Raw genomic sequence first — 23,727 nt, forward strand, 5'->3', positions numbered from 1 at the left:
ACATGTGGCGTTTTGGGGTGGGTTAGGTGAGGGATTTCAGGTAGCGGTCGGTGAGGAGGTTCTGCGCGAGCTGACCGACCGGCCCGCCGAGCTTCGCCAGCAGCGTTGCCGGGCGGGAGAAGGCCGTGACGGTGAAGGACACCGAGCCGTCGGCGTTGCGGTCGACCACGAACGCCTCCTCGCCGCTGACCGGGTGCCCGGGCAGCGTCCCGTAGGCGAAGCCCTGCCGTGCCGGCTCGTCGAGCACGTGCACGATCCGGCACGGCACCTCCACCGGCCCCAGCCGCAGCACCACCACTGCCTGGGCCTCCACCCGGGGCGACGACGCCAGCACGCGCAGCCCGGTGGCCAACTGGGCCCGCCACTCGAACAGCTGGTCCGCGGCATCGTCGAAGCCGATGGACAGCCGCACCCGGCGGCTGATCGTCCGGTACCCGGCCGGCAGCGCGCCCCTGGTCGCGCCGACCTCGGCGTACGTGAACGGGGCCGACCGCAGCGCGGTGGCACGGGCGGGATCCAGCAGTTCCACGGTCACCGGGCCATCCGACCACACTTCGATCTCATCAAGGGCAAGGACGGCAAACGGGGCCGCAGCCCGACCCGGTTGCTCGGTGACCTGGGACACTACCTACTCTCGGACGAGTGAACCCGCTGGCAGAGCTAGCCGCGTCGGGGCCGCTTCTGCTGGCCGCGGCGGTTGCCCTGCTCGCCGGCGCGGTGTCCTTCGCCTCCCCGTGCTGCCTGCCGCTGGTGCCCGGTTACCTGGCCTACCTGGCCGGACTGGTCGGCGCGGACGCGCCCGCGGTCAGCACCGACGAGCCGGCCAAGACCGGTCGCTGGCGAGTGGTCGGGGCGTCGGGGCTGTTCGTGCTCGGCTTCACGGTGGTGTTCACCATCGGCACCGTCACCCTGTTCGGCCTGACCGACCTGCTGCTGCTCAACCAGGAGCTGTTGCAGCGCATCGGCGGCGTCGTGACGATCCTGATGGGACTGGTGTTCCTCGGCCTCGTGCCGGCCCTGCAACGTGACCTGCGGCTGCACCGCAAGCCCCGGGTCGGCCTGCTCGGCGCGCCGGTGCTGGGCGCGGTGTTCGGGCTGGGCTGGTCGCCGTGCGTCGGCCCGACCCTGGGCGGCGTGCTGTCGCTGACCGCGGGCACCCCGGTCGGCTCCATCGCCCTGCGCGGCATCTTCCTGATGCTGGTCTTCTGCCTCGGTCTCGGCGTGCCGTTCGTGCTGATCGCGATGGGCGCGCGCTGGGCGGTGCGGGTCACCGGCTGGCTGCGCCGGCACGTCCGCGCGGTCCAGCTGACCGGCGGCGGGCTGCTCATCGTCGTCGGCGTGCTGCTGGTCACCGGGTTGTGGGGCCAGCTGCTCGCGATCATCCAGGAGCACTTCGTGAGCAACGCGCCGGTGCCCCTATGAGGGGAATCAGCTCGTGAGGAACCTGCTGGCGTACCTGCGCAACACCTGGCGCGGTCTGACCGCCATGCGCACCGCGCTGATCCTGCTGGCGCTGCTGGCCCTGGGCGCGCTGCCCGGCGCCCTGCTGCCGCAGCGGCAGCTCAACGCCGGCAAGGTCAGCGACTACATCACGCAGCACGGCTGGTGGGGCCGGCTGCTGGACACGCTCCAGTTCTACGACGTGTACTCCAGCGTCTGGTTCTCCGCGATCTACGTGCTGCTGTTCATCTCGCTGGTCGGCTGCCTGACGCCGCGGATGTTCGAGTACGCCAAGCAGTCCCGGCAGCAGCCGGTGATCACCCCGCGCAACCTGTCCCGGCTGCCGCACCACGCCACGTCCACTGTGGACGTCGAGGTGGACGACGTGGTCGAGGCCTCCCGCAAGCGGTTGCGGGGCTGGCGGACGGTCGTGCGGGACGAGGAGAACGGCGCCCGCACCATCAGCGCCGAGCGGGGCTACCTGCGCGAGACCGGCAACCTGCTGTTCCACTTCGCGCTGCTGGGCCTGATCGTGGCCTTCGCCTTCGGCAAGCTGTTCGGCTACTCCGGCCAGGTCGCGGTGATCGCCGACGGCTCGCAGTTCTGCAACTCGGGCCTGTTCGCCTACGACAGCTTCACACCCGGCCTCAAGGTCGACGGCACCGAGCTGGACCCGTTCTGCATCAAGGTGAACAGCTTCAAGGCCACCTACCTGCCGGACGGCCAGGCCAACAGCTTCGACACCGACGTGCAGCACCAGTCCGGCGCCGAGCTGAACTCGGACCAGTGGCAGGACTACAACCTGCAGTCCAACCACCCGCTGCGCATCGCCGGCGACAGCGTCTACCTGCTCGGCCACGGCTACGCCCCCGAGTTCACGGTCACCTTCCCGGACGGCCAGACCCGCACCAAGGCCATCCAGTGGAACCCCAGCGACCTGACCACGATGCTGTCCAGCGGCACCACCACGTTCGACCCGCCGAACACCACCGACGAGACGCAGCTGCGCAAGCACCAGATCGCCATTACCGGCCTGTTCGCGCCGACCGCGGTGTTCGACGGCACGCTGCTGTCCTCGGTCTTCCCGGCCCCGAACGACCCGGCCGTCGCCGTCCAGGTGTACGTGGGCGACCTGGGCAACAACTCCGGCTACGCGCACAACCTGTTCACCATCGACCAGTCCATGGTGGACCAGGGCCGGCTGGTGCAGAAGGCGATGAAGAACATCAAGCTGGGCCAGGAGATCACCCTCGACGACGGCACCAAGATCAAGTTTGACAAGGCGCTGCAGTTCGTCGGGCTCCAGGTCTCGCACGACCCCAGCGAGGGCTACGTGCTGGTGTTCGCGATCCTGCTGCTGGTCGGGCTGATGGGCTCGCTGAGCATCAAGCGCCGCCGGCTCTGGCTGCGGGCGACACCTTCGAGTGAAGGTACGGTTGTCGAGGTCGGCGGCCTGGCCCGCACGGACCAAGCCGGTTACGGCGAGGAATTCACCAGGCTTTCGACAGTGCTCATTTCGGGATCAGAGCCGACGACAGGGAAGAGGGACGCCTGATGCCGGTCAACGAGACGCTGGCCCGCTACAGCGACTGGAGCTACGCCTCCGCGGTCGTGATCTACGTCCTGGCCATGGTGTTCTACCTGGTCGAGCAGGCCATGACCAAGACCAAGCGGCAGGTCGCGCGGGAGCTGGCGGCGGTCGGCGGCGGCGAGTCCGACGCGGCCCCGGCCGAGTCCTCGGTCGTTGTCACGTCCTCGCCCCGGGCCGAGCGCATCGGCCGGATGGGCTTCGCGCTCAACGTGCTCGGCGTGATGCTGCACGCCCTCGCGGTCGTGCTGCGCGGCCTGGCCACGGACCGCGTGCCGTGGGGCAACATGTACGAGTACGGCTCGGCGGTCTGCCTGTTCGCCGTGATCGGCTGGCTGGTGCTGGCCAAGCGCTTCGACATCCGCCGGCTGAGCGTGTGGGTGCTGCTGCCGATCGTGGTGCTGCTCTTCCTCGGCGGCACCGTGCTCTACACCCCGGCCTCCCCGGTCCAGCCCGCGCTGCAGTCGTACTGGCTGGCCATCCACGTCACGGCGGTGTCCATCGCCTCGGGCTTGTTGCTGCTGCCAGGTGTGGCCAGCGTGCTGTACCTGTTCCGCGCGGCCTACGAGAAGGACGGCAACCGGTTCGGGAAGTTCGCCGCCCGCCTGCCCAAGGCCGAGGTGCTCGACCGGCTCGCCTACCGGGTCACCATCGTGGGCTTCCCGCTGTTCACCTTCGCCATCATCTGCGGCGCCATCTGGGCCGAGTCGGCCTGGGGCCGGTTCTGGGGCTGGGACCCCAAGGAGACCACCGCCTTCGTGGCCTGGGTGATCTACGCCGTCTACCTGCACGCCCGGGCCACCGCCGGCTGGCGCGGCAGCCGGGCCGCGGTGATCAACGTTCTCGGCTTCGCGGCGATGGTCTTCAACCTCTTCTTCATCAACCTGGTGACATCGGGCCTGCACTCCTACGCCGGGGTCGCCTGACCCCGTGTCGACCCGGCGGAGCACGCCTACTACCTTCGTCAACGGACGGGGAGGTCTCGATCCTCTAGCGCAGGGAGGACCCCAGCGGTGACCGGTCGTTTTGATGAGTCCGAGGGCTGGAAGGCGCCCGGCCAGGATCAGGCCGTCCAGTCCGGTCCGCACCAGGTCGATCCGTCGTCCTCGGGGTCGTACCAGGTCAGCGGGGGTCAGAACCCCGGTGTGTCCGGCCCGTATCCGGTCGGCGGCGGCCAGTCAGGGCCCTATCAGGTCAGCGGCGGCCAGTCCGGCCCGTACCCGGTGGACCCGTCCCAGCAGCAAGGGGCCCAGCAACAAGGGACCCAGCAGCCGGGGTACCAGCAGCAGCCCTACGCCCAGCCGGGTGGTTATCCCCAGCAGGCCTACGGCCAGCAGCCGCAGCAGCCCTACGGCCAGCCCCAGGGGCAGCAGCAGCCGCAGCAGCAGCCCGGCCAGTCCAACGCGCTGTCCGCGCAGGAGCTGATCAAGCAGAACAAGCGGCCGCCGCAGTCCGGCTGGCGGCGCAGCCTGCACCAGCTCTCCGGCGGGCTGGTCAACCTGGGCGAGAGCCCGGCCGACGTGCGCCGCCGCGAGCTGATCACGCGGATCAACCAGCCGCTGCGCGGCTGCTACAAGATCGCCATGCTGAGCCTGAAGGGCGGCGTCGGCAAGACCACCACCACGACCACGCTCGGCTCCACCTTCTCCTCGCTGCGCGGCGACCGGGTGATCGCGGTGGACGCCAACCCGGACCGCGGCACGCTGTCCCAGAAGATCCCGCTGGAGACCACCGCGACCGTGCGGCACCTGCTGCGCGACGCCAAGCGGATCACCCGCTACAGCGACGTGCGGGCCTACACCTCGCAGGGCCCGAGCCGGCTGGAAGTCCTTGCCAGCGAACAGGATCCGGCCGTCTCCGAGGCGTTCAGCGAGGACGACTACCGGCGCGTGGTCGACCTGCTGGAGCACTTCTACAACATCGTGCTGACCGACTGCGGCACCGGCCTGATGCACTCGGCCATGGCCGGCGTGCTCGACCTGGCCGACTCGCTGGTGATCGTCTCCTCCGGCTCGGTGGACGGGGCCAACAGCGCCTCGGCGACCATCGACTGGCTGGAGGCGCACGGCTACCGCGACCTGATCCGGCGCTCGGTAGCCGTGATCAACTCGGTCCGGCCGCGGGCCGGCAAGGTGGACCTGGACAAGCTGTCCCAGCACTTCGCCAGCCGCTGCCGCGCGGTCGTGCGCATCCCGTTCGACCCGCACCTGGAGGAGGGCGCGGAGATCGAGCTGGACCGGCTCAGCCCGGACACCCGCCTGGCGCTGCTGGAGCTGGCGGCCACCGTCGCCGACGACTTTCCGACGCGCTAGGCCCGCTCGCACGAACTGGACCCGGTCGGGCCGGCGCTACTGCCGGCCGGGCCGGGTCCTGGTGTTCCATCGCTCGGCACTCGGGTCGACCTGGACCCGGTGCCTCGCCGCGGCCAGCACGGTGGTGGGGACGACCGAGTCGGCCGTCGCCCAGCTCGCCGTGCCAACCGCGGTGGTGATCCTGCTGGTTGCGGCCGAGCACCTGCGCCGTCAGCCCGGCGGGTTGCCGTCTTCGCGATGACGTTTGGCCTGCTCGGCCAGCTTGCGCAGGAACTCGGGGTCGTCGTCGGGGCCCACGCCTTTCTTGGCGCGGCTGCCGGCGTGGACCCGATCCGGCCCGAACGCGCGCCAGAGCAGGTAGGCCACGGCTATCGCCCCGATCACCGCGAGCAGGTAGACCATTCGGCACCTCCGGTCAACTGCTCCGAGACTATCTCGTGAACAGTGGGTTCGGGGTGTGCCGCTCAGGCGTTACGCACCGGCTCCGTGGCCTCGGTGGTCAGCTCGGCCAGCAGGGTCTTCACCTCGGACTCGCGGAACCGCCGGTGGCCGCCGGGGGTGCGGATGGAGCCGATCCGGCCGGCGGTCGCCCAGCGGGTGACCGTCTTGGGGTCGACGCGGAACAGGGTGGCCACTTCGCCGGGGGTGAGCAGGCGCTCTCCGGCGTGCTGGCGGGGGTGCGGCACGGTCGCGGTCACTCTCGACCTCCCAGTCACTGGTTCGGGCGTTCCGGTCGCATCGTGGCATCTCACCCTGCGGGTACTCGAACGCTTGGGTGGAGGTAAAGAGGTAGTAAGGCGCAAAAGGTGCAAAAACGGGCATGGATGCAGACGTTTGCACAGGCGGCCCCCGCGGAGCCCGACGAGGCGTGCACCAATGGCCACCCGTTCTACGCCGCCGCCGGTGCGGACCCCGTTAAGTTCTAGGATCTTCGGGATGGACGCCCTGGATCGTCAGATCATCGCCGCCCTGCGCGCCAACGGGCGGGCGACCTACGCCGACCTCGGGCGGCAGGTGGGCCTGTCGGCCTCGGCCGTGCACGAGCGGGTCGGCAAGCTGGAGTCCTCTGGGGTGATCACCGGCTACCACGCGGTGGTCGATCCCCGGCTGGTCGGCCTGGACGTGACCGCGTTGGTCGGCATCCACGTGTCCGACACGGGCGACGACGACGAGGTGGCGGCGGCGCTGGCCCGGCTGCCCGAGGTGGAGTCCTGCTACGCGGTCGCCGGCGATGAGGCGTTCGTGGTGAAGGTCCGGGTGGCCACTGTGGACGATCTGGAGCGCACGCTGCGCCGCCTGCGCCGGATCGACGGCGTGGCCAGGACGAACTCGACGGTGGTGCTGTCCACCCGGTTCGAGGGCCGGCCGAACAGCCCGGAGGAGCTGGCGGCCCGGGCCGAGTAACCTGGGCAGCCGTGGAGACCAGCACCTTCGGCCGCGACATCGCGCTGTACACGGGGGCCCGGATCGGGCTGCTCGCGGTCATCGCGTTCCTGCTGACGCTTGCGCACGTGCCGCTGCTGATCGCGATCGCGGTCGGCCTGGTGCTGGCCTGGCCGCTGTCCCTGGTGCTGCTGCGCGGCCTGAACGCGCGGATCGCCGCCGCCCTCACCGAGCGTCGGGCCGAGCGTCTGAAGATGCGGGCCGAGCTGCGCGGCGAGGGGTCGGAGTGAGCCTCGACGCCACCCGTGGCTGGGTCCGCGAGGCTGTCCGCATCATCGAGGCCGACGCCAACCGCAGCGCTGACACGCACCTGCTGACCTTCCCGCTGCCGCGGGAGTGGGGTGTGGATCTCTATCTCAAGGACGAGTCAACTCATCCGACCGGTTCTCTCAAGCACCGTCTGGCCCGATCGCTGTTCCTGTACGCCATCTGCAACGGTTGGGTGACCAAGGGCACACCGGTGATCGAGGCGTCGTCCGGTTCGACCGCCGTGTCCGAGGCCTACTTCGCCCGGCTGCTGGGGCTGCCGTTCATCGCCGTGATGCCCCGGTCGACCAGCACCGAGAAGATCGCCCTGATCGAGCGGCAGGGCGGGCGATGTCACTTCGTGGACGAGCCCGGGGCCATCTACGACGAGTCGCGGCGGCTGGCCGGCGAGCTCAGCGGCCACTTCATGGACCAGTTCACGCACGCCGAGCGGGCCACCGACTGGCGCGGCAACAACAACATCGCCGAGTCGATCTTCGACCAGATGGCCGCCGAGCAGCATCCCGAGCCGGCCTGGGTGGTCGTCGGGGCCGGCACCGGCGGCACCAGCGCCACCATCGGCCGCTACGTGCGCTACCGCCGGCTGTGCACCCGGATGGCTGTCGTCGACCCCGAGCACTCGGTGTTCTACGACGCGTGGCAGTCGGTCTCGCCCACGCTGACCGGCTGCAAGGGCTCCCGTATCGAGGGCATCGGCCGGCCCCGGGTCGAGCCGTCCTTCGTCGGCGACGTCATCGACCACATGATCAAGGTCCCGGACGCCGCCTCCATCGCCACCATCCGCTTCGCCGAGGACCTGCTCGGCCGTCGCGTCGGCGGCTCCACCGGCACCAACCTGTGGGGCGCGTTCCAGATCATCGCCGGCATGCGCCGCCACGACCGCCCCGGCAGCGTCGTCTCCCTGCTGTGCGACGGCGGCGAGCGCTACGCGCACACCTACTACGACGACGACTGGGTCGCCGCCCAGGGTCTTGACCTGCGCCCGTACACCCAGACCCTGGAGAAGTTCTTCGCCACCGGCGAGTGGACGCCATGACATTCGCGCGGTGCGGCGCCCTGGCGCTGATCACCGGCGGGCGGGCACATCCAGCACCGCCCACGTGACCTTGCCGCCCGACCACGCGGGCGTGCAGCCCCATGCCCGCGCGAGATGAACGACCAGTTGAAGTCCACCGTCAACCGGGGCTGACTTCGCGTTGTCGTGCGGCCAGTGCACCGGCTGAGAGTCATCGTCGGTGACCGCCACGGTCAGCCTGCCGCGCCACAGTTCCAGACGCAGCGTGGCCGGTGACGCGGTGTGCTGGATGGCATTGGTCACCAGCTCGGCGGCCACCGCGGCGGCATCCGCCGCGAGCATGTGAACCTGCCAGTTGCGGCAGGTTTCAGCCACGAACTGCCGTGTCGCGTAGAGGCTCAGGGCGGAGGGCGGCAGCCACAGCACCGTACGGCGAACCGCTGGTGGCTCGGTCAGCCGCTGCAACGCGTCACTCACCGTCGGGCGGACGGTCAGGAACTTTTGCGTCGGGCTGTGCTTGAACCGTGTCGCGTTCGCCGGCCCGGGAACGACCACGAACGGCACCGTGGACCACTGTGTGGTGCGCATCCACACTGTGACGAACACACTGGTCAGGAAATCACTGGTGATCGTCAGCGTGGCGAGGTCGACGATCACCGCACGCGGCTGATCGGCTACGCACTTGAGGAGAAAGTCCCGCAGATACCCATAGGTGCGGATGGTGAGTGCGCCCACGGGGCGGACCACCAGCACTCCATGCTGGTCGGACACCTCGCAGGTGAGGGGATCGTTTCCCTGCGCACCTTGGCTAGCCATATGTGTTCGGCCTCGACCGCTGATCGTGTCCGGGGAACTGCCCGCCAAATCCAGGAGGCGAAGCAGTGCAACCCTACGCCGATGACCATTGGTGACGGCAATGTCACCGGCGTGGTCACTCTATCGGGTGATGTGTCGATCCACGTGTAACGGCGAACCCGCCGGGCAAGCTTATGTGTCCGTGAGGCGCGCAGTTTCGTACAATCAGCGCCGAGTAGGAGGCGATGAACTCGGTGTCCGGGTGAACAATGGCCCGTCATCGGGGACTGAGGCGGGCGGATGCAGGCGGATAGACACGTCCAGGTCGCGGTTGCCATTAGTGACCTGGCTGGTACGGAAGGCGTTCCGGTGGCATTCAGCCACGTCTGCCGGGCGTGCGCTTCCTGGCTGGATATCGACGGAGTCAGCCTCTGCCTCCCCGGTGACCTCGGGCCGGCCGAACCGATGTACGCCACGGACGCCGTCAGCGCGTATGTCGCCGAGTTGGAGATCACCCTCGGCGAGGGGCCCGGCGTCGAAGCGCTGAGAACGTCCGATGCCGTGCTGGCCGAGGACCTGACAGACAGCCACAGCCTGCGGCGCTGGCCCGTGCTGGCGCCGACCGCCGTCCCTGCCGGCGCGCTTGCCTTGTACGCGTTACCGCTGACTGCGGGCGGGCCCGCGGTGGGTGTGCTGGAGCTCTACCGCGCGGGTCCGCACGTGTTGGCCGGCCAGCAATTGGCTGACGCCCAGCTGTTCGCCGACGCCGCCCTGGCAATAATGGTCAACGACGCCGAAAGCGGTCGGAATCGGTGGCCGGGGGTGCTGGACGGTCCGTTCGCGGCCCGGTGGATGCGCATCTATGAGGCGGTTGGCACCGTGGCGGCTCAGCTGGAGACGAGTTTGGTCGAGGCGTACCTGAGTTTGCGGGCGCGGGCCTTTGCCACCGACAGCGCCCTGGGCCGCCTCGCCGAACTGGTGGTGTCCGGCGAGGTCCGGTTCACGCCGGACGCGCGTGGCGGTGACACGCGCTGATCCAACCGCCTACTCCGGGCCCTCGTCGGGGCCGGGGTCGCCGCCTTCGGCTCGGGTGAGCAGGCGGTCCATGTAGTGGTTCCAGCCGATGCCGTGCGACTGGAACAGTTCCAGCGGCAGGCCGCGGTGGGTGAGGGTGAGCAGGGTGCCGGCGCCGTCGGGGCGCAGGGTGATGTCCACTGTGGAGCCACCGGGCGGCAGCGGGTTGCCGGGCGTCTCCCAGCCCCAGGTGAACACGATGCGGTGGTAGGGCTCGACGGTGACGAACTGGCCGGCGGCCACGTTGCCCTCCCGCACGTTCATCCGCAGCACGCCGCCGGGTCGGGGGTCGATCTCGGCGTCCTCGCCCTGCCAGGACATCCAGCGGTCGGCGTCGGTGAAGAACGAGAAGACGGTCGTGGGCAGGGCGTTGATCCGCCGCTCCACGACCAGTTCCGGGGCCTGTGTCGACGGCTCGGTCATGCCGTCCGTCCCTCCTGTTCGGCGGTGTCCCGCTCGGCCTGCTCGGCCAGGGCGGCGAGGGTGTCCAGTTCGGCGGTCCACATCGATTCCAGCCACGCGGCCAGGGGGCCGAGCGCGGCGCGGTCGGCGCGGTAGAGCCGCCGGTTGCCGTCCTTGCGCACGCTGACCAGCCCGGCCTTGCGCAGCACGGCCAGGTGCTGGGACACGGCGCCGAAGGTCACGTCGAAGTGGGCGGCGACGTCGCCGGCCGAGCGCTCGGCGTCCCACACCAGGCGCAGGATCTCCCTCCGGCGCGGTTCGGCGACCGCGTGCAGCGCGTCCACGCCGGCAGTTTAGCTCCGACTAAAGCTTGCGGGCGAGCGGTCCCCGGGGCTAGCTTTAGCCGTCGCTAAAATAGATGGGAGATCGAGATGAGCGTGGACGTGAGCGTGTCGGTGTCGACGAGCGCCGACGAGGCCTACGCGTGGCTGACCGAGCCGGCCCGGCTGCGTCAGTGGCAGCTGATCGCCGGCCGCACCGACCTGCGGGTCGGCGGCGAGTTTCGATGGCTGGTGGCGCCGACCCACACCGCGGTCGGCACGGTCACCGCGGCCGAGCCGGGCCGGCGGCTGGCGCTGGCCTGGGGCTGGGAGGGTGACAAGGAGGTGCCGCCCGGGTCGTCCACCGTGGACGTCACGATCGAACCGGCGGCCGACGGCGTCACGGTTCGCCTTGTGCACCAAGGCCTTTCCGACGAGCAGGCCAAGGGCCACCATGAGGGCTGGCAGCACTTCCTGCAGCGCCTGCGCGCCGTGACGACCACCGGCGACGCCGGCCCCGACGAGTTCTCGGCGCTGAGCGAGCCGGAGCCGCTGGCCGCGGCCGAGGCGTCGCTGGCCGTCTGCCTCCGCGTGTTGCGGACCCTGGGCGCCGATCACGGCAGCGCGCAGACGCCGTGCAAGGAGTTCACCGTGGACGACCTGCTCGGCCACCTGATGGGCTCCCTCGACGGCCTCACCAGCGCCGCCGGTGGGTCGTTCGAGGCCGTCGACGGCACGCCGGAGGAGCGCGTTGCCGACGGTGGCCTGCGGGCGATCGAGGCCTGGCGGGCGCGGGGCCTCGACGGCGATGTGCGGCTCGCCGGCATCGACCTGCCGGCCGAGCTGGCCGCGGGCATCCTCTCCATCGAATTTCTCGTGCACGCCTGGGATTTCGCCGCCGCCGCGGGCGTGGACGTCACCGCCGACGACAAGCTCAGCGCGTACGTGCTCGAACTGTCGCGGAAGATCATCGCGCCGGAGCTGCGGGACGGCGTGACCTTCGCCGCCGAGGTGCGGGTCGGCCCGGACGCGGGCACCCTCGAGAGGCTGATCGCCTTCACCGGGAGGGCCGCCTGAGATGCGACACACGAACCTGACCGAGTCCGACGAGTACCTGGCCGCCCGCGAAGAGCTGCGGCTGGCCGAGATCGAGCTGATGCGGCACCGCGAACGCGTGGCCCAGCAGCGCCGCGACCTGCCGCCGGGGCCGGTGCTGCCGAACTACGTCTTCCGTGACGGGGACGGGGAAGTGACGTTCGACGAGCTCGTCACCGACCGGCCGCTGATCGTCTATCACCTGATGTACGGCAAGAAGCAGACTTCGCCCTGCCCGATGTGCACGATGTGGATCGACGGCTTCAACGGCGTCGCCCAGCACATCGCCCGCAACGTCGACTTCGCCGTGGTCGCCGCGGCCGAGCCGGACGACCTGCTGCGCTACGGCCGTGACCGCGGCTGGGACCAGCTGCGGCTGCTCTCGGCCGGCGACAGCACGTTCAAGCTCGACCTGCGCAGCGAGGACGAGGACGGCAACCAGGACTCCACGGTCTCGGTGTTCGCCCGCGACGCCGACGGCGCGATCCGCCATCACTACACCGCGCATCCGCGCATGGGCGAGGACATCCAGGAGCGCGGCATCGACCTGCTGGCCCCGGTCTGGCACCTGCTGGACCTGTCGCCGGCCGGCCGGGGCGACTGGTACGCGGGGCTCGACTACGGTCGTCTCGTCAGTGGGAGCCGAACCTGAGACGAGGGCACGCGCGGTGAGCAATCCGGTGCGGTGGGGAATCATGGGCACGGGCGGGATCGCGGAGACGTTCGCGACTGACCTGAAGCTGACCGACTCCGGCACGGTGGCCGCCGTCGGCTCCCGCAGCCAGGCCGGCGCCGACAAGTTCGCCGACCGGCTCGGCGTCGAACGTCGCCACGCCAGCTACGAGGACCTGGCCGACGATCCCGAGATCGACGCCGTCTACGTGGCCACGCCGCACCCCATGCACCACGGCAACGCCTTGCTCGCCCTGCGCGCGGGCAAGGCGACCCTGGTGGAGAAGCCGTTCACCATGAACGCCGCCGAAGCCCGTGAGCTGGTGCAGGTGGCGCGGGACAACAACGTCTTCCTGATGGAGGCGATGTGGACCCGGTTCCTGCCGCACATCCACCGCGTCCGTGAGCTGATCGGCGGTGTCGGCGACATCGTCACCGTGACCGCCGACCACGGGCAGTGGTTCGCCGAGGACGCCGAGCACCGGCTGTTCGCGCCGGCCCTGGGCGGCGGCGCGCTGCTGGACCTCGGCGTCTACGTGGTGTCGTTCGCGTCCATGGTGCTCGGCGCGCCCAGCAAGATCGTGTCGATGGTCGACTCGGCCTTCACCGGCGTCGACGGCCAGACCTCGATGATCTTCGGCTACGACAGCGGGGCGCAGGCCGTGCTGACCTGCACGCTGCGGGCCAAGAGCCCGGTCCGGGCGGTCATCGTCGGCACCGAGGCCCGCATCGAGATCGACAGCGACTTCTACGCCCCGACCACGGTCACCCTCGTGCCGCGGGTCGGCGAGCCGACGGTGTTCGCCTTCGAGGACGCCGGCCGTGGGCTGCGGCACCAGGCCGACGAGGTGGCCCGCCGACTGGCCGCCGGCGACACCGAGAGCCCCCTGATGCCCCTCGACGAGACCATCTCGATCATGGCCACCATGGACACCGTCCTGGCCCAGTCTTAACGCCACATGTGGTCCACATTCGACTCCAGGAGTCGAATGTGGACCACATGTGGGGAATCAGGAGCCGCCGAGGACCAGGGCGGCGGCGGTGGCGATGGCCCACACCAGCATGGCCAGGCCGGTGTCCCGCAGCACCGGGATGAGCGCCTTGCCGGTGGCGCCCTTGATCATCTTGCGGGCGCTGCCGACCAGCAGCGGCAGCGCCAGGAAGCCCAGCAGCAGGTAGCCGTCGCGGAAGCTGCCGACGATGCTGACCAGGAACGGCACCACGATCAGGGCCAGGTACAGGTTGCGGGTGTCCTGGTCGCCGATCAGCACGGCCAGCGTGCGCTTGCCGGACTCGGTGTCGGTGGGGATGTCCCGCAGGTTGTTGGCCACCAGCACCGCGCTGGAGAAGCAGCCGATGGCCACCGCCCCGCCGATGCCGTAGCCGCTGAACTGGCCGGCCTGCACGTACAGCGTGCCCAGCACCGCGACCAGGCCGAAGCAGATGAACACGGCCACCTCGCCCAGGCCGGCGTAGCCGTACGGGCGCTTGCCGCCGGTGTAGAACCAGGCCGCCGCGATACACAGCGCGCCCACCGCGATCAGCCAGTACGAGCCGCTCAGCACCGTCACGACCAGGCCCGCGACCGCCGCGACGCCGAAGCACACGAACGCCGCCAGGCGCACCGTCTGCGGCTTGGCGACCTTCGAGCCGACCAGCCGCAGCGGGCCGACCCGCACGTCGTCGGTGCCGCGGACGCCGTCGGAGTAGTCGTTGGCGAAGTTCACGCCGATGATCAGCGCCAGCGCCACCACCAGCGTGAGCACGCCGCGCGTCGGGTCGAACCCGCCCAGCGCGAACGCGGCGCCGTTGCCCACCAGCACCGGGGCGATGGCGTTGGGCAGGGTGCGCGGTCGGGCACCCTCGATCCACTGTGCGACCGTGGCCATGCCGCCATCTTCCGACACGGCCACGGTCGCCCGTCAACCAGGGGTTACGTCCAGAGGTAGGTCACGGTCACCCAGGCGTTGTCGGTGAGCTTGAGGCCGTCCAGGAAGGTGCCGTCGGCCAGGTCGATGCCGGCCGGGTTGGACACCTTGCGGCCGAACTGGTCCTTACCGCCGTTGTAGCCGCTCTGGTACGCCGCCTGGGCCTCCGGCTTGCCCTGTGGCAGGTTCTTCCAGGACTGCCGGGTGGCGCTCGGGTTCCAGTAGTCGTCCTTGGTGTTCCACGGGCCGACGTCCCACACCGGGGCCGTCTCGCAGCGGCCGTTGGCCGCGCACACCTTCACCTGGTAGGTCTTCTTGCCGTTGGGGGACAACGCTTTCCCGGACGGCAGGGCGACGAAGTGGTCGTGCGAGGCGATCTTGTGCCCGTTGGCGGTGGTGCCCCCGACCAGACCCTCCCTGGTCGCGAACACCTTGTACGAGCGGGCCGCCTGCGGCTGGACGGCAGCTGGGGCCATCGAGGTGCCGGCGGACAGCGTCAGCCGGCGGGCCTGCGGTCCGGTGGCGCCGGTCGGGGCGGTCAGCATCATGCGGACCTGGACGGTCGCGCTGGCCTCCGGCAGCACCGCCGGCGCGTCCGGGGTGGCCTCCGTCCACTCGGTCCACTGCCCGTCGGCTCGAAGTCCGCGGACGTCCACCGCCAGCTCCGAATCGGCCGGCACACTGCCGTCCACAGTGGCCGACACCGTGTTGGCCTTGGCCGGCAGCTGGTGGGGATCGAACATGATGATCCCCGTCTCCAGGTCCAGCTGGTCGGTGGCGGCGTGCGCCGGGCCGCCGGCCAGGCGGACCACGCCGTCGGCGTTGGCGATGTTGCTGTTGTCCTCGTTGTGCGACGCCAGGTCGGCGGTCCAGGTGGTGGTCGCAGCCGTGGCCGGGGCGGCCACCGTCAGGGGCAGGACGGTGGCCGCCGCCAGTAGCAGCGCCGCGTGCAGGGGTGTGTTTCGCATGCCCGGTAGCGAAACGACGGTTTCGTGACTACTCAACACGATATGGCAATGTGCCCGTGAATTGCTCACCTTGCCGTCGCGGCGGACCGCCGGTCGGCCGAGTGCCCAGGGCGACGGCGGCTCGGTTCTCAGCTCGGGCGAGAGCTCCTCGCGGAGCCGCCGAGCGCCTTTCTGACGGCCGCCCGATCCACCTTGCCCGGCCCGAGCAGTGGCAGCGCCGGCACGAACCGAATCAGCTTGGGCGCAGCCGCCCGCCCGGCGGCGGCCCGCACGGCCTCGCGCAGTTCTTCCTCGCTCGGCGCGAGCTCGGTGACCACGGCCGCCGCCACGACCTGGCCCCACTCCGGGTCCGGCAGCCCGACCACGCAGGCGTCGGTGATGCCGTCGACCGCGGTCAGGGCCCGCTCCACCAACAGCGGAGCCACCTTCACGCCGCCGGTGTTGATCACGTCGTCGAGCCGGCCGATGACCTCCAGCCGGCCGTCGTCGAGCCGGCGGCCCAGGTCGCTGGTCTGGAACCAGCCGTCCACGAACGGCGACTCGCCGTCGAAGTTGCGGTACCCGTCGGCCAGCATCGGACCCCGGATGTCGATCCGGCCGTCGCTGAGCCGGATCTCCACGCCGTCCAGCGGCACGCCGTCGTACACGCAGCCGCTGGCCGTCTCGCTCATGCCGTACGAGGGGATGGCGTTGACGCCCTCGTCCCGGCAGCGCTGCCGCAGGGCCTCGGGCATGGCCGCGCCGCCCATCACGATGGCGTCGAAGCCGCGCAGCGCCGCCAGCGCGTCGCCGCTCATCAGCCGGCCCAGCTGGGTCGGCACCAGGGCCGTGTAGTGCCGCCCTGGTGCCTCCAGTGCCGTGAAGGCCGCCTTGGTGAAGTTCTCCGCACGGAAACCCTCGGTCAGGTCGGCCACCACCGGTTCGTTGCCCGCGAGCAGCGAGCGGATCAGCACCTGCAGGCCGCCGATGTACCGGGCCGACATCGCCAGCAGCCAGGTGCCCGGCCCGCCGAGCCGGGCGTGGGTGGCCATGGCGGACGCCTTGACGGCCTCAGACGCCAGCAATGCGCCCTTCGGCGCGCCGGTCGACCCGGAGGTGCCGATCACCAGCGCGATCCGGTCGGCCACGGGCCGGTCCACGCCCAGCGCCGCCGGCAGATCCGGCTCCTGGTCGGTGACCGGCAGCAGCGCCGGGCCGTCGCCGGCCAGCGCCGCCGCCAGCGTCGGCAGCAGCGCGAGCACCTCGGCTGGCCGGGTCGGGACGGGCAGCGCCCGCAGCTCGCGGCTCATCGTCAGAAGTAGCGCGGGTAGTCGGACCAGTCCGGGTCGCGCTTCTCCAGGAAGGCGTTGCGGCCCTCGACCGCCTCGTCGGTCATGTAGGCCAGCCGGGTCGTCTCGCCGGCGAAGATCTGCTGGCCGACCAGGCCGTCGTCGATCAGGTTGAAGGCGTACTTGAGCATGCGCTGCGCGGTCGGCGACTTGCCGTTGACCTCGCGGGCCCACTCCAGCGCGGTGGCCTCCAGATCCTCGTGCGGCACCACGGCGTTGACCGCGCCCATCTGGTGGGCCTGCTCGGCGGTGTAGGACCGGCCGAGGAAGAAGATCTCGCGGGCGAACTTCTGGCCGGTCTGGCGGGCCAGGTAGGCCGAGCCGTAGCCGCCGTCGAAGCTGCCCACGTCGGCGTCGGTCTGCTTGAAGCGGGCGTGCTCGGCGCTGGCCAGCGTGAGATCGCACACCACGTGCAGGCTGTGCCCGCCGCCGGCGGCCCAGCCCGGCACCACCGCGATGACCACCTTGGGCATGAACCGGATCAGCCGCTGGCACTCCAGGATGTGCAGCCGGCCGGCCCGGGCCCTGTCGACCGTGTCCGCGGTGTCGCCGCTGGCGTACTGGTAGCCGTCGCGGCCGCGGATGCGCTGGTCGCCGCCGGAGCAGAAGGCCCAGCCGCCGTCCTTCGGGGACGGTCCGTTGCCGGTCAGCAGCACGCAGCCGACGTCCGCGGACATCCGGGCGTGGTCCAGGGCGAGGTAGAGCTCGTCCACGGTGTGCGGGCGGAAGGCGTTGCGCACCTCGGGCCGGTTGAAGGCGATGCGCACCGTTCCCTGGTCCACCGCCCGGTGGTAGGTGATGTCGGTGAACTCGAAGCCCTCGACGGCGCGCCACGCGGTCGGGTCGAACAAGTCGGACACGTGTTCATCAGGCACGCCTGGGAGAATAGGCCGGTGAACCCGTCCACCGCGCAGGCCCGTGTCCTGGTCGACGAACTCGTGCGTCACGACGTGCGGCAGGTTGTGCTGTGTCCTGGATCACGCAATGCCGCACTGGCGATGGCCCTGCACCGGGCTTCCGTGGCCGGACAGCTTGTGTTGCACGTCCGAATCGACGAGCGGTCGGCCGCCTTCTTCGCGCTCGGCCTGGTCCGGGGCAGCGGCCGGCCGGTGGCCGTCGTCTGCACGTCCGGGACGGCCGTGGCCAACCTGCACCCAGCGATGCTGGAGGCCGCGCACAGCCACCTGCCGCTGATCGCCCTCACCGCCGACCGTCCGGTCGAGCTGGTCGGCTCAGGGGCCAGTCAGACCACCGTGCAGCACGGGATTTTCGGCGCCCTGGTCTCCACTGTGGACTTCCCGATGGCCGAGCGCCGGGCCGGTCAGAACGCCGTGTGGCGGGGCATGGTCGGCCGGTCGCTGCGGGCCGATGGGCCGGTGCACCTCAACGTGCCGTTCCGGGAGCCGCTGGTGCCCGACGACGGCGACGACTGGCCCGAGGACCTTGCCGGGCGGGACGGCGGCCGCCCGTGGACGGTGGTCGCCCAGATCGCGGAAAGCCGTTCCGGGGCAACGGAAATCGGGCACCTCGGCGAGCGCACCCTGGTCGTCGTCGGCGATGCCCCGCCCTCGGTCGCCCGGGCCACGGCCGCTTTCGCGGCCGCCGCCGGCTGGCCGGTGATCGTCGAGCCGCTGGGCTTCGCCGCCGGGGACACCGTCGCCACCGGCTCGCTCATGCTGGCCGCCGGTCTGCCTTCCGCGCTGCGGCCCGAGTCGCTGCTGGTCGTCGGGCATCCGTCGCTGAGCCGCGGCGTGCAACGGGTCATTCGCGAAACCCCGGTCGTGCACGTGATTTCCGAACATCCACAGTGGACTGATCCGCAACACCAGGCTGACTTCGTCACCGGTCCGCTGGCTGTTGAGCCGCCGAGTTTCGGTGACGCGTGGCTGTCCCGGTGGCAGGACGCCGACGTGAGCGTCAAGTCCGCTGTGGACAAGTTCCTGGCTGACGAGCCGTGGCCGACCGGCCTGCACGTCGCCCAGCTCCTGTTGGACGCTTTGCCATACGGGGCAACGCTCTTCCTCGGCTCGTCCAACCCCGTCCGGGACGTCGACCTGGTCGCGCCGCACCGGTCCGATCTTCGGATGCTGGCCAACCGAGGCCTGGCCGGCATCGACGGCACCCTGTCCTGCGCCGTCGGCGCGAGCCTCGACACCGAACACGGTTACGCCCTGGTCGGCGACCTGACGTTCCTGCACGACATCAACGGTTTGCTGATCGGCCCCGGCGAACTTCGGCCCAACCTGGCCATTGTCGTGCTCAACGACGACGGTGGCGGCATCTTCTCGTTGCTGGAGCAGGGATCCCCCGAGCACGCCGACTCATTCGAACGCGTTTTCGGCACCCCACACGGCGCCGACCTGGGCGCGCTGTGCGCCGGCTACGGCGTGCCGCACACGCTCGTGCGGGACGCCGCCGCATTCCGAGCGGCCCTCGCTCCGGCCGACGGGATCCGGATCGTCGAGGTCCGTGCCGACCGCACCCGGTTGCGGGATCTGCACTCGCGGCTGCGCAGTGTAGTCGCCGAGGCGTGGTGATCTCGTTCCGTAGGAACCTACTAACGTTGGGTAGTGCCGTTCCGGTGACTCTCCTAGGTTCGGGCCCTAGGCCTGATTGGGGAGGTTTGCCTTGAGATCCACCGCTCTTGTCGCGCTGGCCACCACGGTCGCCGGACTGCTGCTGGCCGGCACCGCGGCCGCCGGCACCGGTACCGCCGGCGGCCAGACCGTCGGCGACCCGTACTACCCCACCGACGGCAACACCGGTTACGACGTCGGCCACTACGACTTACGCCTGCAGTACCAGCCGTCCACCGACAAGCTCAGCGGCACCGCGACCATTCTGGCTACCGCCACCCAGGACCTGTCACAGTTCTCGTTCGACTTCGGCCTGCACACCGATTCCGTGCTGGTCAACAACTTCCCGGCCACCTACAGCAGCACCGGGTCCAAGCTGGTGGTCACGCCGGCCGCCACCCTGCCCAAGGGCAGCCCCATCACCGTGGTCGTGCAGTACGACGGGATTCCGTCGCAGGTGACCATCAACGGCGAGAAGGACTGGCTGCGCACCCCCGACGGCGCGCAGGCCGTGCAGGAGCCGCACATCGCCGCGTTCTGGTATCCGGCCAACGACCACCCCACCGACAAGGCCACCTACGACGTGTCCGTGGCCGTGCCCGACGGCACCCAGGTCGTGTCCAACGGCGTGCTGGTCAGCTCCAGCAGCAAGCTCGGGCAGACCCGGTGGAACTGGCGCAGCACCAAGCCGCAGGCCACCTACCTGACGTTCATCGCCATCGGCAAGTACGACATCCGCCAGGCCACCGGCCCCGACGGCGAGCCCGTCTTCACCGCCTACGGCGCGAACATCGGCGCCAACCACGATGCCGCCGTCGCCAGCGTCGAACGCACCCCCGAGGTGCTGGCCTGGGAGTCCACCCTGTTCGGGGCCTTCCCGTTCGAGGCTCAGGGCGGTGTCGTGCCGTCCGTCGACTTCGGCTTCGCCCTGGAGAACCAGACCCGGCCCGTCTACACGCCCCGGTTCTTCCGGGCTGGCGACAACATGTCGGTGATCGTGCACGAGAACGCCCACCAGTGGTTCGGCGACGCCGTTTCCGTGCACCGGTGGAGCGACATCTGGCTCAACGAGGGCTTCGCCAGCTACGCCGAGTGGCTGTGGTCGGAGAAGCAGGGCGAGGGCACCGCCCAGCAGCTGTTCGACTACTACTACAACTCCGTGCCGGCGTCCGACCCCCAGTGGTCCGTTCTCCCCGGCGACCCCGGCCCCGACAACCAGTTCAGCGACTTCGCCGTCTACACCCGCGGCGCCCTGGCCCTGCACGCCCTGCGCACCGCCGTCGGCGACGACAGCTTCTTCGCCATCCTCAAGGCCTGGGTCTCCGCCCGGAAGTACAGCGACGGCACCATCGACCAGTTCATCGGCGTCGCCGAGAAGGTGTCCGGCAAGCCCCTGCACGACCTGTTCCAGCAGTGGCTGTTCACCCCCTCCCGGCCCGCCCTGCCCGCCTCGGTGGCCGCCGCCCACGTCGCTGCGACGACCCCCAAGTCCGTCGCCGAGATCGACCGCACCAACGCCCTGCTCGCCCAGCACTGAGCAGCCTGCGGCGCCCGCCCGGACGTCGGTCCCGGGCGGGCGCCGCTCCATCCACCGGTTATCCACAGCTTGCGGAGTTGTCCACACAGTTATCCACAGGCTTACCCACAATCTGATCCACAACGGCCACCCGTGGATACGATGGGCTCGGGGCGGCCACCCCGGGAGTGGTGGGGGTTGTGGTTCGCCCGACGCGTGGTCGAATTGGCGAGCCCGGGTTGGTGTTTCCCTCTCGGAGGGCCCGGACCAGGACGGTGTTCGTCTGGCACTGTCGAAGATGTGATCTTCACGAAGATGCTGGTCACGCTGGCGATGACGGCCGGCCTGACCACGGGGGGAATGTCGGATACGGCGCAGTGGCAGGGATGTCCGGGCGGGCTGCCCGCGCCGCTGGAATGCACGTCGGTGCAAGTGCCCATGGACTACGGAAATCCCGGCGGGTCCAAGATCAGCATCGAGGTCTCCAGGGTCAAGGCCACGGGCCGGCGCCGGGGCGCGCTGATGATGAACCCGGGCGGGCCGGGTTCACCGGGCATCCAGATGCCGTTGCAGATGGCGCAATCGCTGCCGAAGAGCGTGACGGACGAGTACGACCTGATCGGCTTCGATCCCCGAGGCACGGGCCGGAGCGCGCCGGTCGACTGCGGCTTCACGCCGGGGCAGATCGACCTGGGGGCGATGGGCGGCTACCCGTCACCGGACGGCTCGATCGCGGCGAGCGTGGACCACGCGCGGACGGTGGCCCAGCGGTGCGTCCAGGACTCCGGCCCGGACCTGCCGTACATCACGACGAACAACACGGCCCGGGACATGGACCGGATCCGAGCGGCGCTCGGTGAGCAGCAGATCTCCTACTACGGCACGTCGTACGGCACCTATCTCGGCGCGGTCTACTCGACGATGTTCCCGCAGCGGTCGGACCGGATCGTGCTGGACAGCGTGAACACCCCGAACGACCTGTGGCGCGGCACGTTCCTGAACTTCGGCCAGGGCATGGCGGACCGTTTCCCGGACTTCGCGAGCTGGGCGGCGGCGCAGGATGCGGCCCTACACCTCGGCGCGACACCGGACGCGGTCCGGGCCACCTACCTGGGGCTCGCGGCCCAGCTGGACCAGACGCCGCTGCCGACCAAGGCCGGTCCGGTGTCCGGCAACACCTTCCGCGAACAGACCCGCGAATACCTCTACAACACGGTCACCTTCCCGGACCTCGCGCAGCTGTGGCAGGCGGTCAAGACCGGCGACGCCGACGCGGTGCAGATCAACCCGTCGCTCCAGGTGATCCTGTCCGGCGCCACGGCGATCTGGTGCAACGACGCGGAGTGGCCCCGGAACATCGCCGCCTACCAGCGGGACGTGCTCCGCAACCGGCAGCAGTACCCGCTCACCGCCGGTATGCCGGCGGGCATCGAGCCGTGCGCGTTCTGGCCGTACCGGCCGGCCGAACCGGTCACCAGGATCACCGATCACGGCCCGTCGAACATCCTGCTGGCGCAGAACGAGCGCGACCCGGCGACGCCGCTGCGAGGGGCGTTGGAGATGCGCAAGGCCCTCGGCAGTCGAGCCCGGATGGTGACGGCGAACGCCGGCGGCCACGGGGCCTACCGGATGACGGGAAACGCCTGCCTGGACGGCGTCGTCACGGCGTTCCTGACCGACGGGACCCGGCCGGACAACGACGTGCGCTGCTAGTCGGCCCGCTCGAGGGCGTCCCGGATCGGGATCATCTTCGCGGCGGCCTCGGCCACCTCGGTGTCGGGATCGGAGTCGGGCACGAGGCCGCCGCCGGCGAACAGCCGCACCGTCGAGCCGGAGACCTCGGCACACCGCAGGGCGATGCCGACCTCGCCGTCGCCGTTGGCGTCGACCCAGCCGACGGGCCCGGCGTAGCGGCCGCGGTCCATGCCCTCGAGCTCGGTGATCGTGGCGACAGCCTTGGCCCGCGGGGTGCCGCCGACGGCGGCGGTGGGGTGCACGGCACCGGCCAGCCGCAACAGCGAGGACTCGCCCGCGAGCTCGCCGGCGACGTCGCTGGCCAGGTGCATGACGTTGGGCAGCCGCAGCACGTGCGGCCGCGGCGACACCGACATCGCCGAGCAGAACGGCCGCAGCTCCTCGGCCAGCGACTCGACGGCGTAGGTGTGCTCGCCCTGGTTCTTGGCCGAGGCCAGCAGCTCCTGGGCCAGCTCGTCGGCGTCCACGCCGGCGTGCGGCCACATGGTGCCGGCCAGCACCCGCGAGTAGACCCGTGAGTCCTGCCGCCGCATCAGCATCTCCGGGGTGGCCCCGACCAGGCCGTCCACCGAGAAGACCCAGCAGCTCGGATACTTCGAGGCCAGCCCGTGCAGCAGGAACCGGGGGTCGACGTCCTCGTCGGTGCTGGCGATCAGGTCGTGCGCCAGCACCACCTTGGCCAGCTCGCCGGCCCGCATCCGCTTGACCGCCTGGGCCACCGCGTCCCGGTATTCGGTGACGGGCAGCTCGCCCTCGGAGTACGCGATCGTGGTCGGCTTGCGCACCGGCTCGACCTGGTGCACCTCGGCCGGCTCGCCGATCTCCGTCACCCACGTGATGCCGTCCCGCCGGCCGACCAGCACCCGCGGCACGACCAGCACCGACGAGCCGGGGTCGTCGGCGAACGCCATGCTGACGAACGCGACCGGTCCGGAACCGGGCAGTCCGACCTCGTCCACGCAGTCGATGCCGGCCGAGTACTCCCGCCACCAGCGGTCGGCCTGCTCGAACCGGTCCGCCCCGGACGGCTCGAACCGAGCGGCCTCGCCCCAGCCGACCAGCCCCTCGCCCCGCATCACCCAGGCGAGCGCACCCTCTGCGGACGGCAGCAGCCGAAGCAGGTCCTCGTCGGTCGCAACCACCCGGCTGCGGGCCTGGAGACCGGTGGCGCGGGCATTCGGAGCGGTCATCACGCCTCCGAGCGTAGAGCGCACTCCACCGGAACGTGACTCC

25 protein-coding genes are annotated in these 23,727 nt (G+C 70.5%); 14 read left to right on the forward strand and 11 right to left on the reverse strand.

All coding sequences use genetic code 11. From position 1 onward, the window contains the following. Positions 1–22: 22 nt before the first annotated feature. Positions 23–535 carry a DUF1990 family protein gene (locus tag JJ691_RS41390; RefSeq protein ID WP_249227351.1) on the reverse strand — a complete coding sequence of 171 codons (513 nt, stop codon included), beginning with the start codon at positions 533–535 and terminating at the stop codon, positions 23–25. A gap of 107 nt (positions 536–642) precedes the next feature. On the opposite strand from JJ691_RS41390, the gene JJ691_RS41395 reads away from it, so the two are divergent. The 4 genes from JJ691_RS41395 (at position 643) to JJ691_RS41410 (ending at position 5,340) form a co-directional block, all read left to right on the forward strand. Then, complete coding sequence (locus JJ691_RS41395) at positions 643–1,422, forward strand: cytochrome c biogenesis CcdA family protein (protein ID WP_211764912.1); 780 nt, start codon at positions 643–645, stop codon at positions 1,420–1,422. 64 nt (positions 1,423–1,486) lie between these two features. Further along, the gene (gene resB / locus JJ691_RS41400) at positions 1,487–2,995 is read left to right on the forward strand and encodes a cytochrome c biogenesis protein ResB (protein ID WP_211772049.1); all 1,509 of its coding nucleotides are present in this window, start codon (positions 1,487–1,489) and stop codon (positions 2,993–2,995) included. Then, positions 2,995–3,954, forward strand: a complete 960-nt coding sequence (ccsB, locus tag JJ691_RS41405; RefSeq protein WP_211764913.1) for a c-type cytochrome biogenesis protein CcsB — start codon at positions 2,995–2,997, stop codon at positions 3,952–3,954. The genes resB and ccsB overlap by 1 nt, the downstream gene beginning before the upstream one ends. A gap of 87 nt (positions 3,955–4,041) precedes the next feature. Next, positions 4,042–5,340 (forward strand): MinD/ParA family ATP-binding protein, encoded by a 1,299-nt coding sequence (locus JJ691_RS41410; RefSeq protein WP_211764914.1) that lies wholly within the window; start codon positions 4,042–4,044, stop codon positions 5,338–5,340. Positions 5,341–5,550: 210 nt separating this feature from the next. On the opposite strand, the gene JJ691_RS41415 is transcribed toward JJ691_RS41410, so the two are convergent. Then, positions 5,551–5,742, reverse strand: a complete 192-nt coding sequence (locus tag JJ691_RS41415) for a hypothetical protein (RefSeq protein ID WP_211764915.1) — start codon at positions 5,740–5,742, stop codon at positions 5,551–5,553. Between the two features lie 62 nt (positions 5,743–5,804). After that, complete coding sequence (locus JJ691_RS41420) at positions 5,805–6,038, reverse strand: BldC family transcriptional regulator (protein WP_043721356.1); 234 nt, start codon at positions 6,036–6,038, stop codon at positions 5,805–5,807. Positions 6,039–6,276: 238 nt separating this feature from the next. Here JJ691_RS41420 and JJ691_RS41425 point away from each other — a divergent pair, with 238 nt between their 5' ends. From JJ691_RS41425 to JJ691_RS41435, 3 genes are read left to right on the forward strand one after another with little or no spacing between them, the layout of a single operon-like run. Further along, positions 6,277–6,744, forward strand: coding sequence for an Lrp/AsnC family transcriptional regulator (locus JJ691_RS41425; protein ID WP_211764916.1), 468 nt, complete (start codon positions 6,277–6,279; stop codon positions 6,742–6,744). Between the two features lie 11 nt (positions 6,745–6,755). Further along, on the forward strand, positions 6,756–7,013 hold the full coding sequence (locus JJ691_RS41430; protein WP_249227352.1) for a DUF4229 domain-containing protein: 258 nt from the start codon (positions 6,756–6,758) through the stop codon (positions 7,011–7,013). Continuing rightward, positions 7,010–8,086, forward strand: a complete 1,077-nt coding sequence (locus JJ691_RS41435) for a PLP-dependent cysteine synthase family protein (protein ID WP_211764917.1) — start codon at positions 7,010–7,012, stop codon at positions 8,084–8,086. Before JJ691_RS41430 ends, JJ691_RS41435 begins: the two co-directional genes overlap by 4 nt. A gap of 30 nt (positions 8,087–8,116) precedes the next feature. On the opposite strand, the gene JJ691_RS41440 is transcribed toward JJ691_RS41435, so the two are convergent. Beyond that, positions 8,117–8,881 carry an STAS domain-containing protein gene (locus JJ691_RS41440; protein WP_211764918.1) on the reverse strand — a complete coding sequence of 255 codons (765 nt, stop codon included), beginning with the start codon at positions 8,879–8,881 and terminating at the stop codon, positions 8,117–8,119. Between the two features lie 348 nt (positions 8,882–9,229). Here JJ691_RS41440 and JJ691_RS41445 point away from each other — a divergent pair, with 348 nt between their 5' ends. Continuing rightward, a complete protein-coding gene (locus JJ691_RS41445; protein WP_211764919.1) occupies positions 9,230–9,895 on the forward strand; it encodes a GAF domain-containing protein in 666 nt (221 codons plus the stop codon). 9 nt (positions 9,896–9,904) lie between these two features. Here JJ691_RS41445 and JJ691_RS41450 read toward each other — a convergent pair whose 3' ends face one another. Both JJ691_RS41450 and JJ691_RS41455 read right to left on the reverse strand, forming a co-directional pair. Then, on the reverse strand, positions 9,905–10,357 hold the full coding sequence (locus JJ691_RS41450) for an SRPBCC family protein (protein ID WP_211764920.1): 453 nt from the start codon (positions 10,355–10,357) through the stop codon (positions 9,905–9,907). Continuing rightward, positions 10,354–10,680 (reverse strand): ArsR/SmtB family transcription factor, encoded by a 327-nt coding sequence (locus JJ691_RS41455; RefSeq protein WP_211764921.1) that lies wholly within the window; start codon positions 10,678–10,680, stop codon positions 10,354–10,356. Before JJ691_RS41455 ends, JJ691_RS41450 begins: the two co-directional genes overlap by 4 nt. Before the next feature lie 87 nt (positions 10,681–10,767). Between JJ691_RS41455 and JJ691_RS41460 the strand changes: the two genes are divergently transcribed. Genes JJ691_RS41460 through JJ691_RS41470 form a run of 3 tightly spaced genes read left to right on the forward strand, consistent with a single transcriptional unit; the run spans position 10,768 to position 13,376 of the window. Next, complete coding sequence (locus tag JJ691_RS41460; protein WP_211764922.1) at positions 10,768–11,733, forward strand: TIGR03086 family metal-binding protein; 966 nt, start codon at positions 10,768–10,770, stop codon at positions 11,731–11,733. A 1-nt stretch (position 11,734) separates the two neighbouring features. Then, a complete protein-coding gene (locus JJ691_RS41465) occupies positions 11,735–12,403 on the forward strand; it encodes a DUF899 family protein (RefSeq protein WP_211764923.1) in 669 nt (222 codons plus the stop codon). A gap of 28 nt (positions 12,404–12,431) precedes the next feature. After that, a complete protein-coding gene (locus tag JJ691_RS41470) occupies positions 12,432–13,376 on the forward strand; it encodes a Gfo/Idh/MocA family protein (protein ID WP_256449447.1) in 945 nt (314 codons plus the stop codon). 57 nt (positions 13,377–13,433) lie between these two features. On the opposite strand, the gene JJ691_RS41475 is transcribed toward JJ691_RS41470, so the two are convergent. The 4 genes from JJ691_RS41475 to JJ691_RS41490 all read right to left on the reverse strand — a co-directional run bounded on the left by JJ691_RS41475 (position 13,434) and on the right by JJ691_RS41490 (position 17,522). Then, the gene (locus tag JJ691_RS41475; RefSeq protein ID WP_211764925.1) at positions 13,434–14,312 is read right to left on the reverse strand and encodes a 1,4-dihydroxy-2-naphthoate polyprenyltransferase; all 879 of its coding nucleotides are present in this window, start codon (positions 14,310–14,312) and stop codon (positions 13,434–13,436) included. A gap of 44 nt (positions 14,313–14,356) precedes the next feature. Further along, positions 14,357–15,319 (reverse strand): hypothetical protein, encoded by a 963-nt coding sequence (locus tag JJ691_RS41480; protein WP_211764926.1) that lies wholly within the window; start codon positions 15,317–15,319, stop codon positions 14,357–14,359. 128 nt (positions 15,320–15,447) lie between these two features. Beyond that, entirely contained in the window at positions 15,448–16,608 is a 1,161-nt protein-coding gene (gene menE / locus JJ691_RS41485) for an o-succinylbenzoate--CoA ligase (RefSeq protein ID WP_211764927.1), read from the reverse strand. A 2-nt stretch (positions 16,609–16,610) separates the two neighbouring features. Then, entirely contained in the window at positions 16,611–17,522 is a 912-nt protein-coding gene (locus JJ691_RS41490) for a 1,4-dihydroxy-2-naphthoyl-CoA synthase (protein ID WP_211764928.1), read from the reverse strand. 18 nt (positions 17,523–17,540) lie between these two features. Between JJ691_RS41490 and menD the strand changes: the two genes are divergently transcribed. The 3 genes from menD to JJ691_RS41505 all read left to right on the forward strand — a co-directional run bounded on the left by menD (position 17,541) and on the right by JJ691_RS41505 (position 22,452). Beyond that, positions 17,541–19,184, forward strand: coding sequence for a 2-succinyl-5-enolpyruvyl-6-hydroxy-3-cyclohexene-1-carboxylic-acid synthase (gene menD / locus JJ691_RS41495; protein WP_211764929.1), 1,644 nt, complete (start codon positions 17,541–17,543; stop codon positions 19,182–19,184). Between the two features lie 91 nt (positions 19,185–19,275). Beyond that, complete coding sequence (locus JJ691_RS41500; protein ID WP_249227354.1) at positions 19,276–20,760, forward strand: M1 family metallopeptidase; 1,485 nt, start codon at positions 19,276–19,278, stop codon at positions 20,758–20,760. 279 nt (positions 20,761–21,039) lie between these two features. Further along, positions 21,040–22,452 carry an alpha/beta hydrolase gene (locus JJ691_RS41505; RefSeq protein WP_211764930.1) on the forward strand — a complete coding sequence of 471 codons (1,413 nt, stop codon included), beginning with the start codon at positions 21,040–21,042 and terminating at the stop codon, positions 22,450–22,452. On the opposite strand, the gene JJ691_RS41510 is transcribed toward JJ691_RS41505, so the two are convergent. After that, positions 22,449–23,684, reverse strand: coding sequence for an isochorismate synthase (locus tag JJ691_RS41510; RefSeq protein WP_249227355.1), 1,236 nt, complete (start codon positions 23,682–23,684; stop codon positions 22,449–22,451). The genes JJ691_RS41505 and JJ691_RS41510 overlap by 4 nt on opposite strands. Positions 23,685–23,727 lie beyond the last annotated feature (43 nt).

The sequence above is a fragment of the Kutzneria sp. CA-103260 genome, assembly GCF_018263855.1.
GTDB lineage: Bacteria > Actinomycetota > Actinomycetes > Mycobacteriales > Pseudonocardiaceae > Kutzneria.

Bases quoted from the DNA above. Each gene is read 5' to 3' on its own strand.
- resB (WP_211772049.1), top strand. From the start codon at position 1,487: ATGCGCACCGCGCTGATCCTGCTGGCGCTGCTGGCCCTGGGCGCGCTG.
- ccsB (WP_211764913.1), top strand. From the start codon at position 2,995: ATGCCGGTCAACGAGACGCTGGCCCGCTACAGCGACTGGAGCTACGCC.
- JJ691_RS41415 (WP_211764915.1), bottom strand. From the start codon at position 5,742: ATGGTCTACCTGCTCGCGGTGATCGGGGCGATAGCCGTGGCCTACCTG.
- JJ691_RS41425 (WP_211764916.1), top strand. From the start codon at position 6,277: ATGGACGCCCTGGATCGTCAGATCATCGCCGCCCTGCGCGCCAACGGG.
- JJ691_RS41440 (WP_211764918.1), bottom strand. From the start codon at position 8,881: ATGGCTAGCCAAGGTGCGCAGGGAAACGATCCCCTCACCTGCGAGGTG.
- JJ691_RS41450 (WP_211764920.1), bottom strand. From the start codon at position 10,357: ATGACCGAGCCGTCGACACAGGCCCCGGAACTGGTCGTGGAGCGGCGG.
- JJ691_RS41460 (WP_211764922.1), top strand. From the start codon at position 10,768: ATGAGCGTGGACGTGAGCGTGTCGGTGTCGACGAGCGCCGACGAGGCC.
- JJ691_RS41465 (WP_211764923.1), top strand. From the start codon at position 11,735: ATGCGACACACGAACCTGACCGAGTCCGACGAGTACCTGGCCGCCCGC.
- JJ691_RS41475 (WP_211764925.1), bottom strand. From the start codon at position 14,312: ATGGCCACGGTCGCACAGTGGATCGAGGGTGCCCGACCGCGCACCCTG.
- JJ691_RS41480 (WP_211764926.1), bottom strand. From the start codon at position 15,319: ATGCGAAACACACCCCTGCACGCGGCGCTGCTACTGGCGGCGGCCACC.
- menE (WP_211764927.1), bottom strand. From the start codon at position 16,608: ATGAGCCGCGAGCTGCGGGCGCTGCCCGTCCCGACCCGGCCAGCCGAG.
- JJ691_RS41510 (WP_249227355.1), bottom strand. From the start codon at position 23,684: ATGACCGCTCCGAATGCCCGCGCCACCGGTCTCCAGGCCCGCAGCCGG.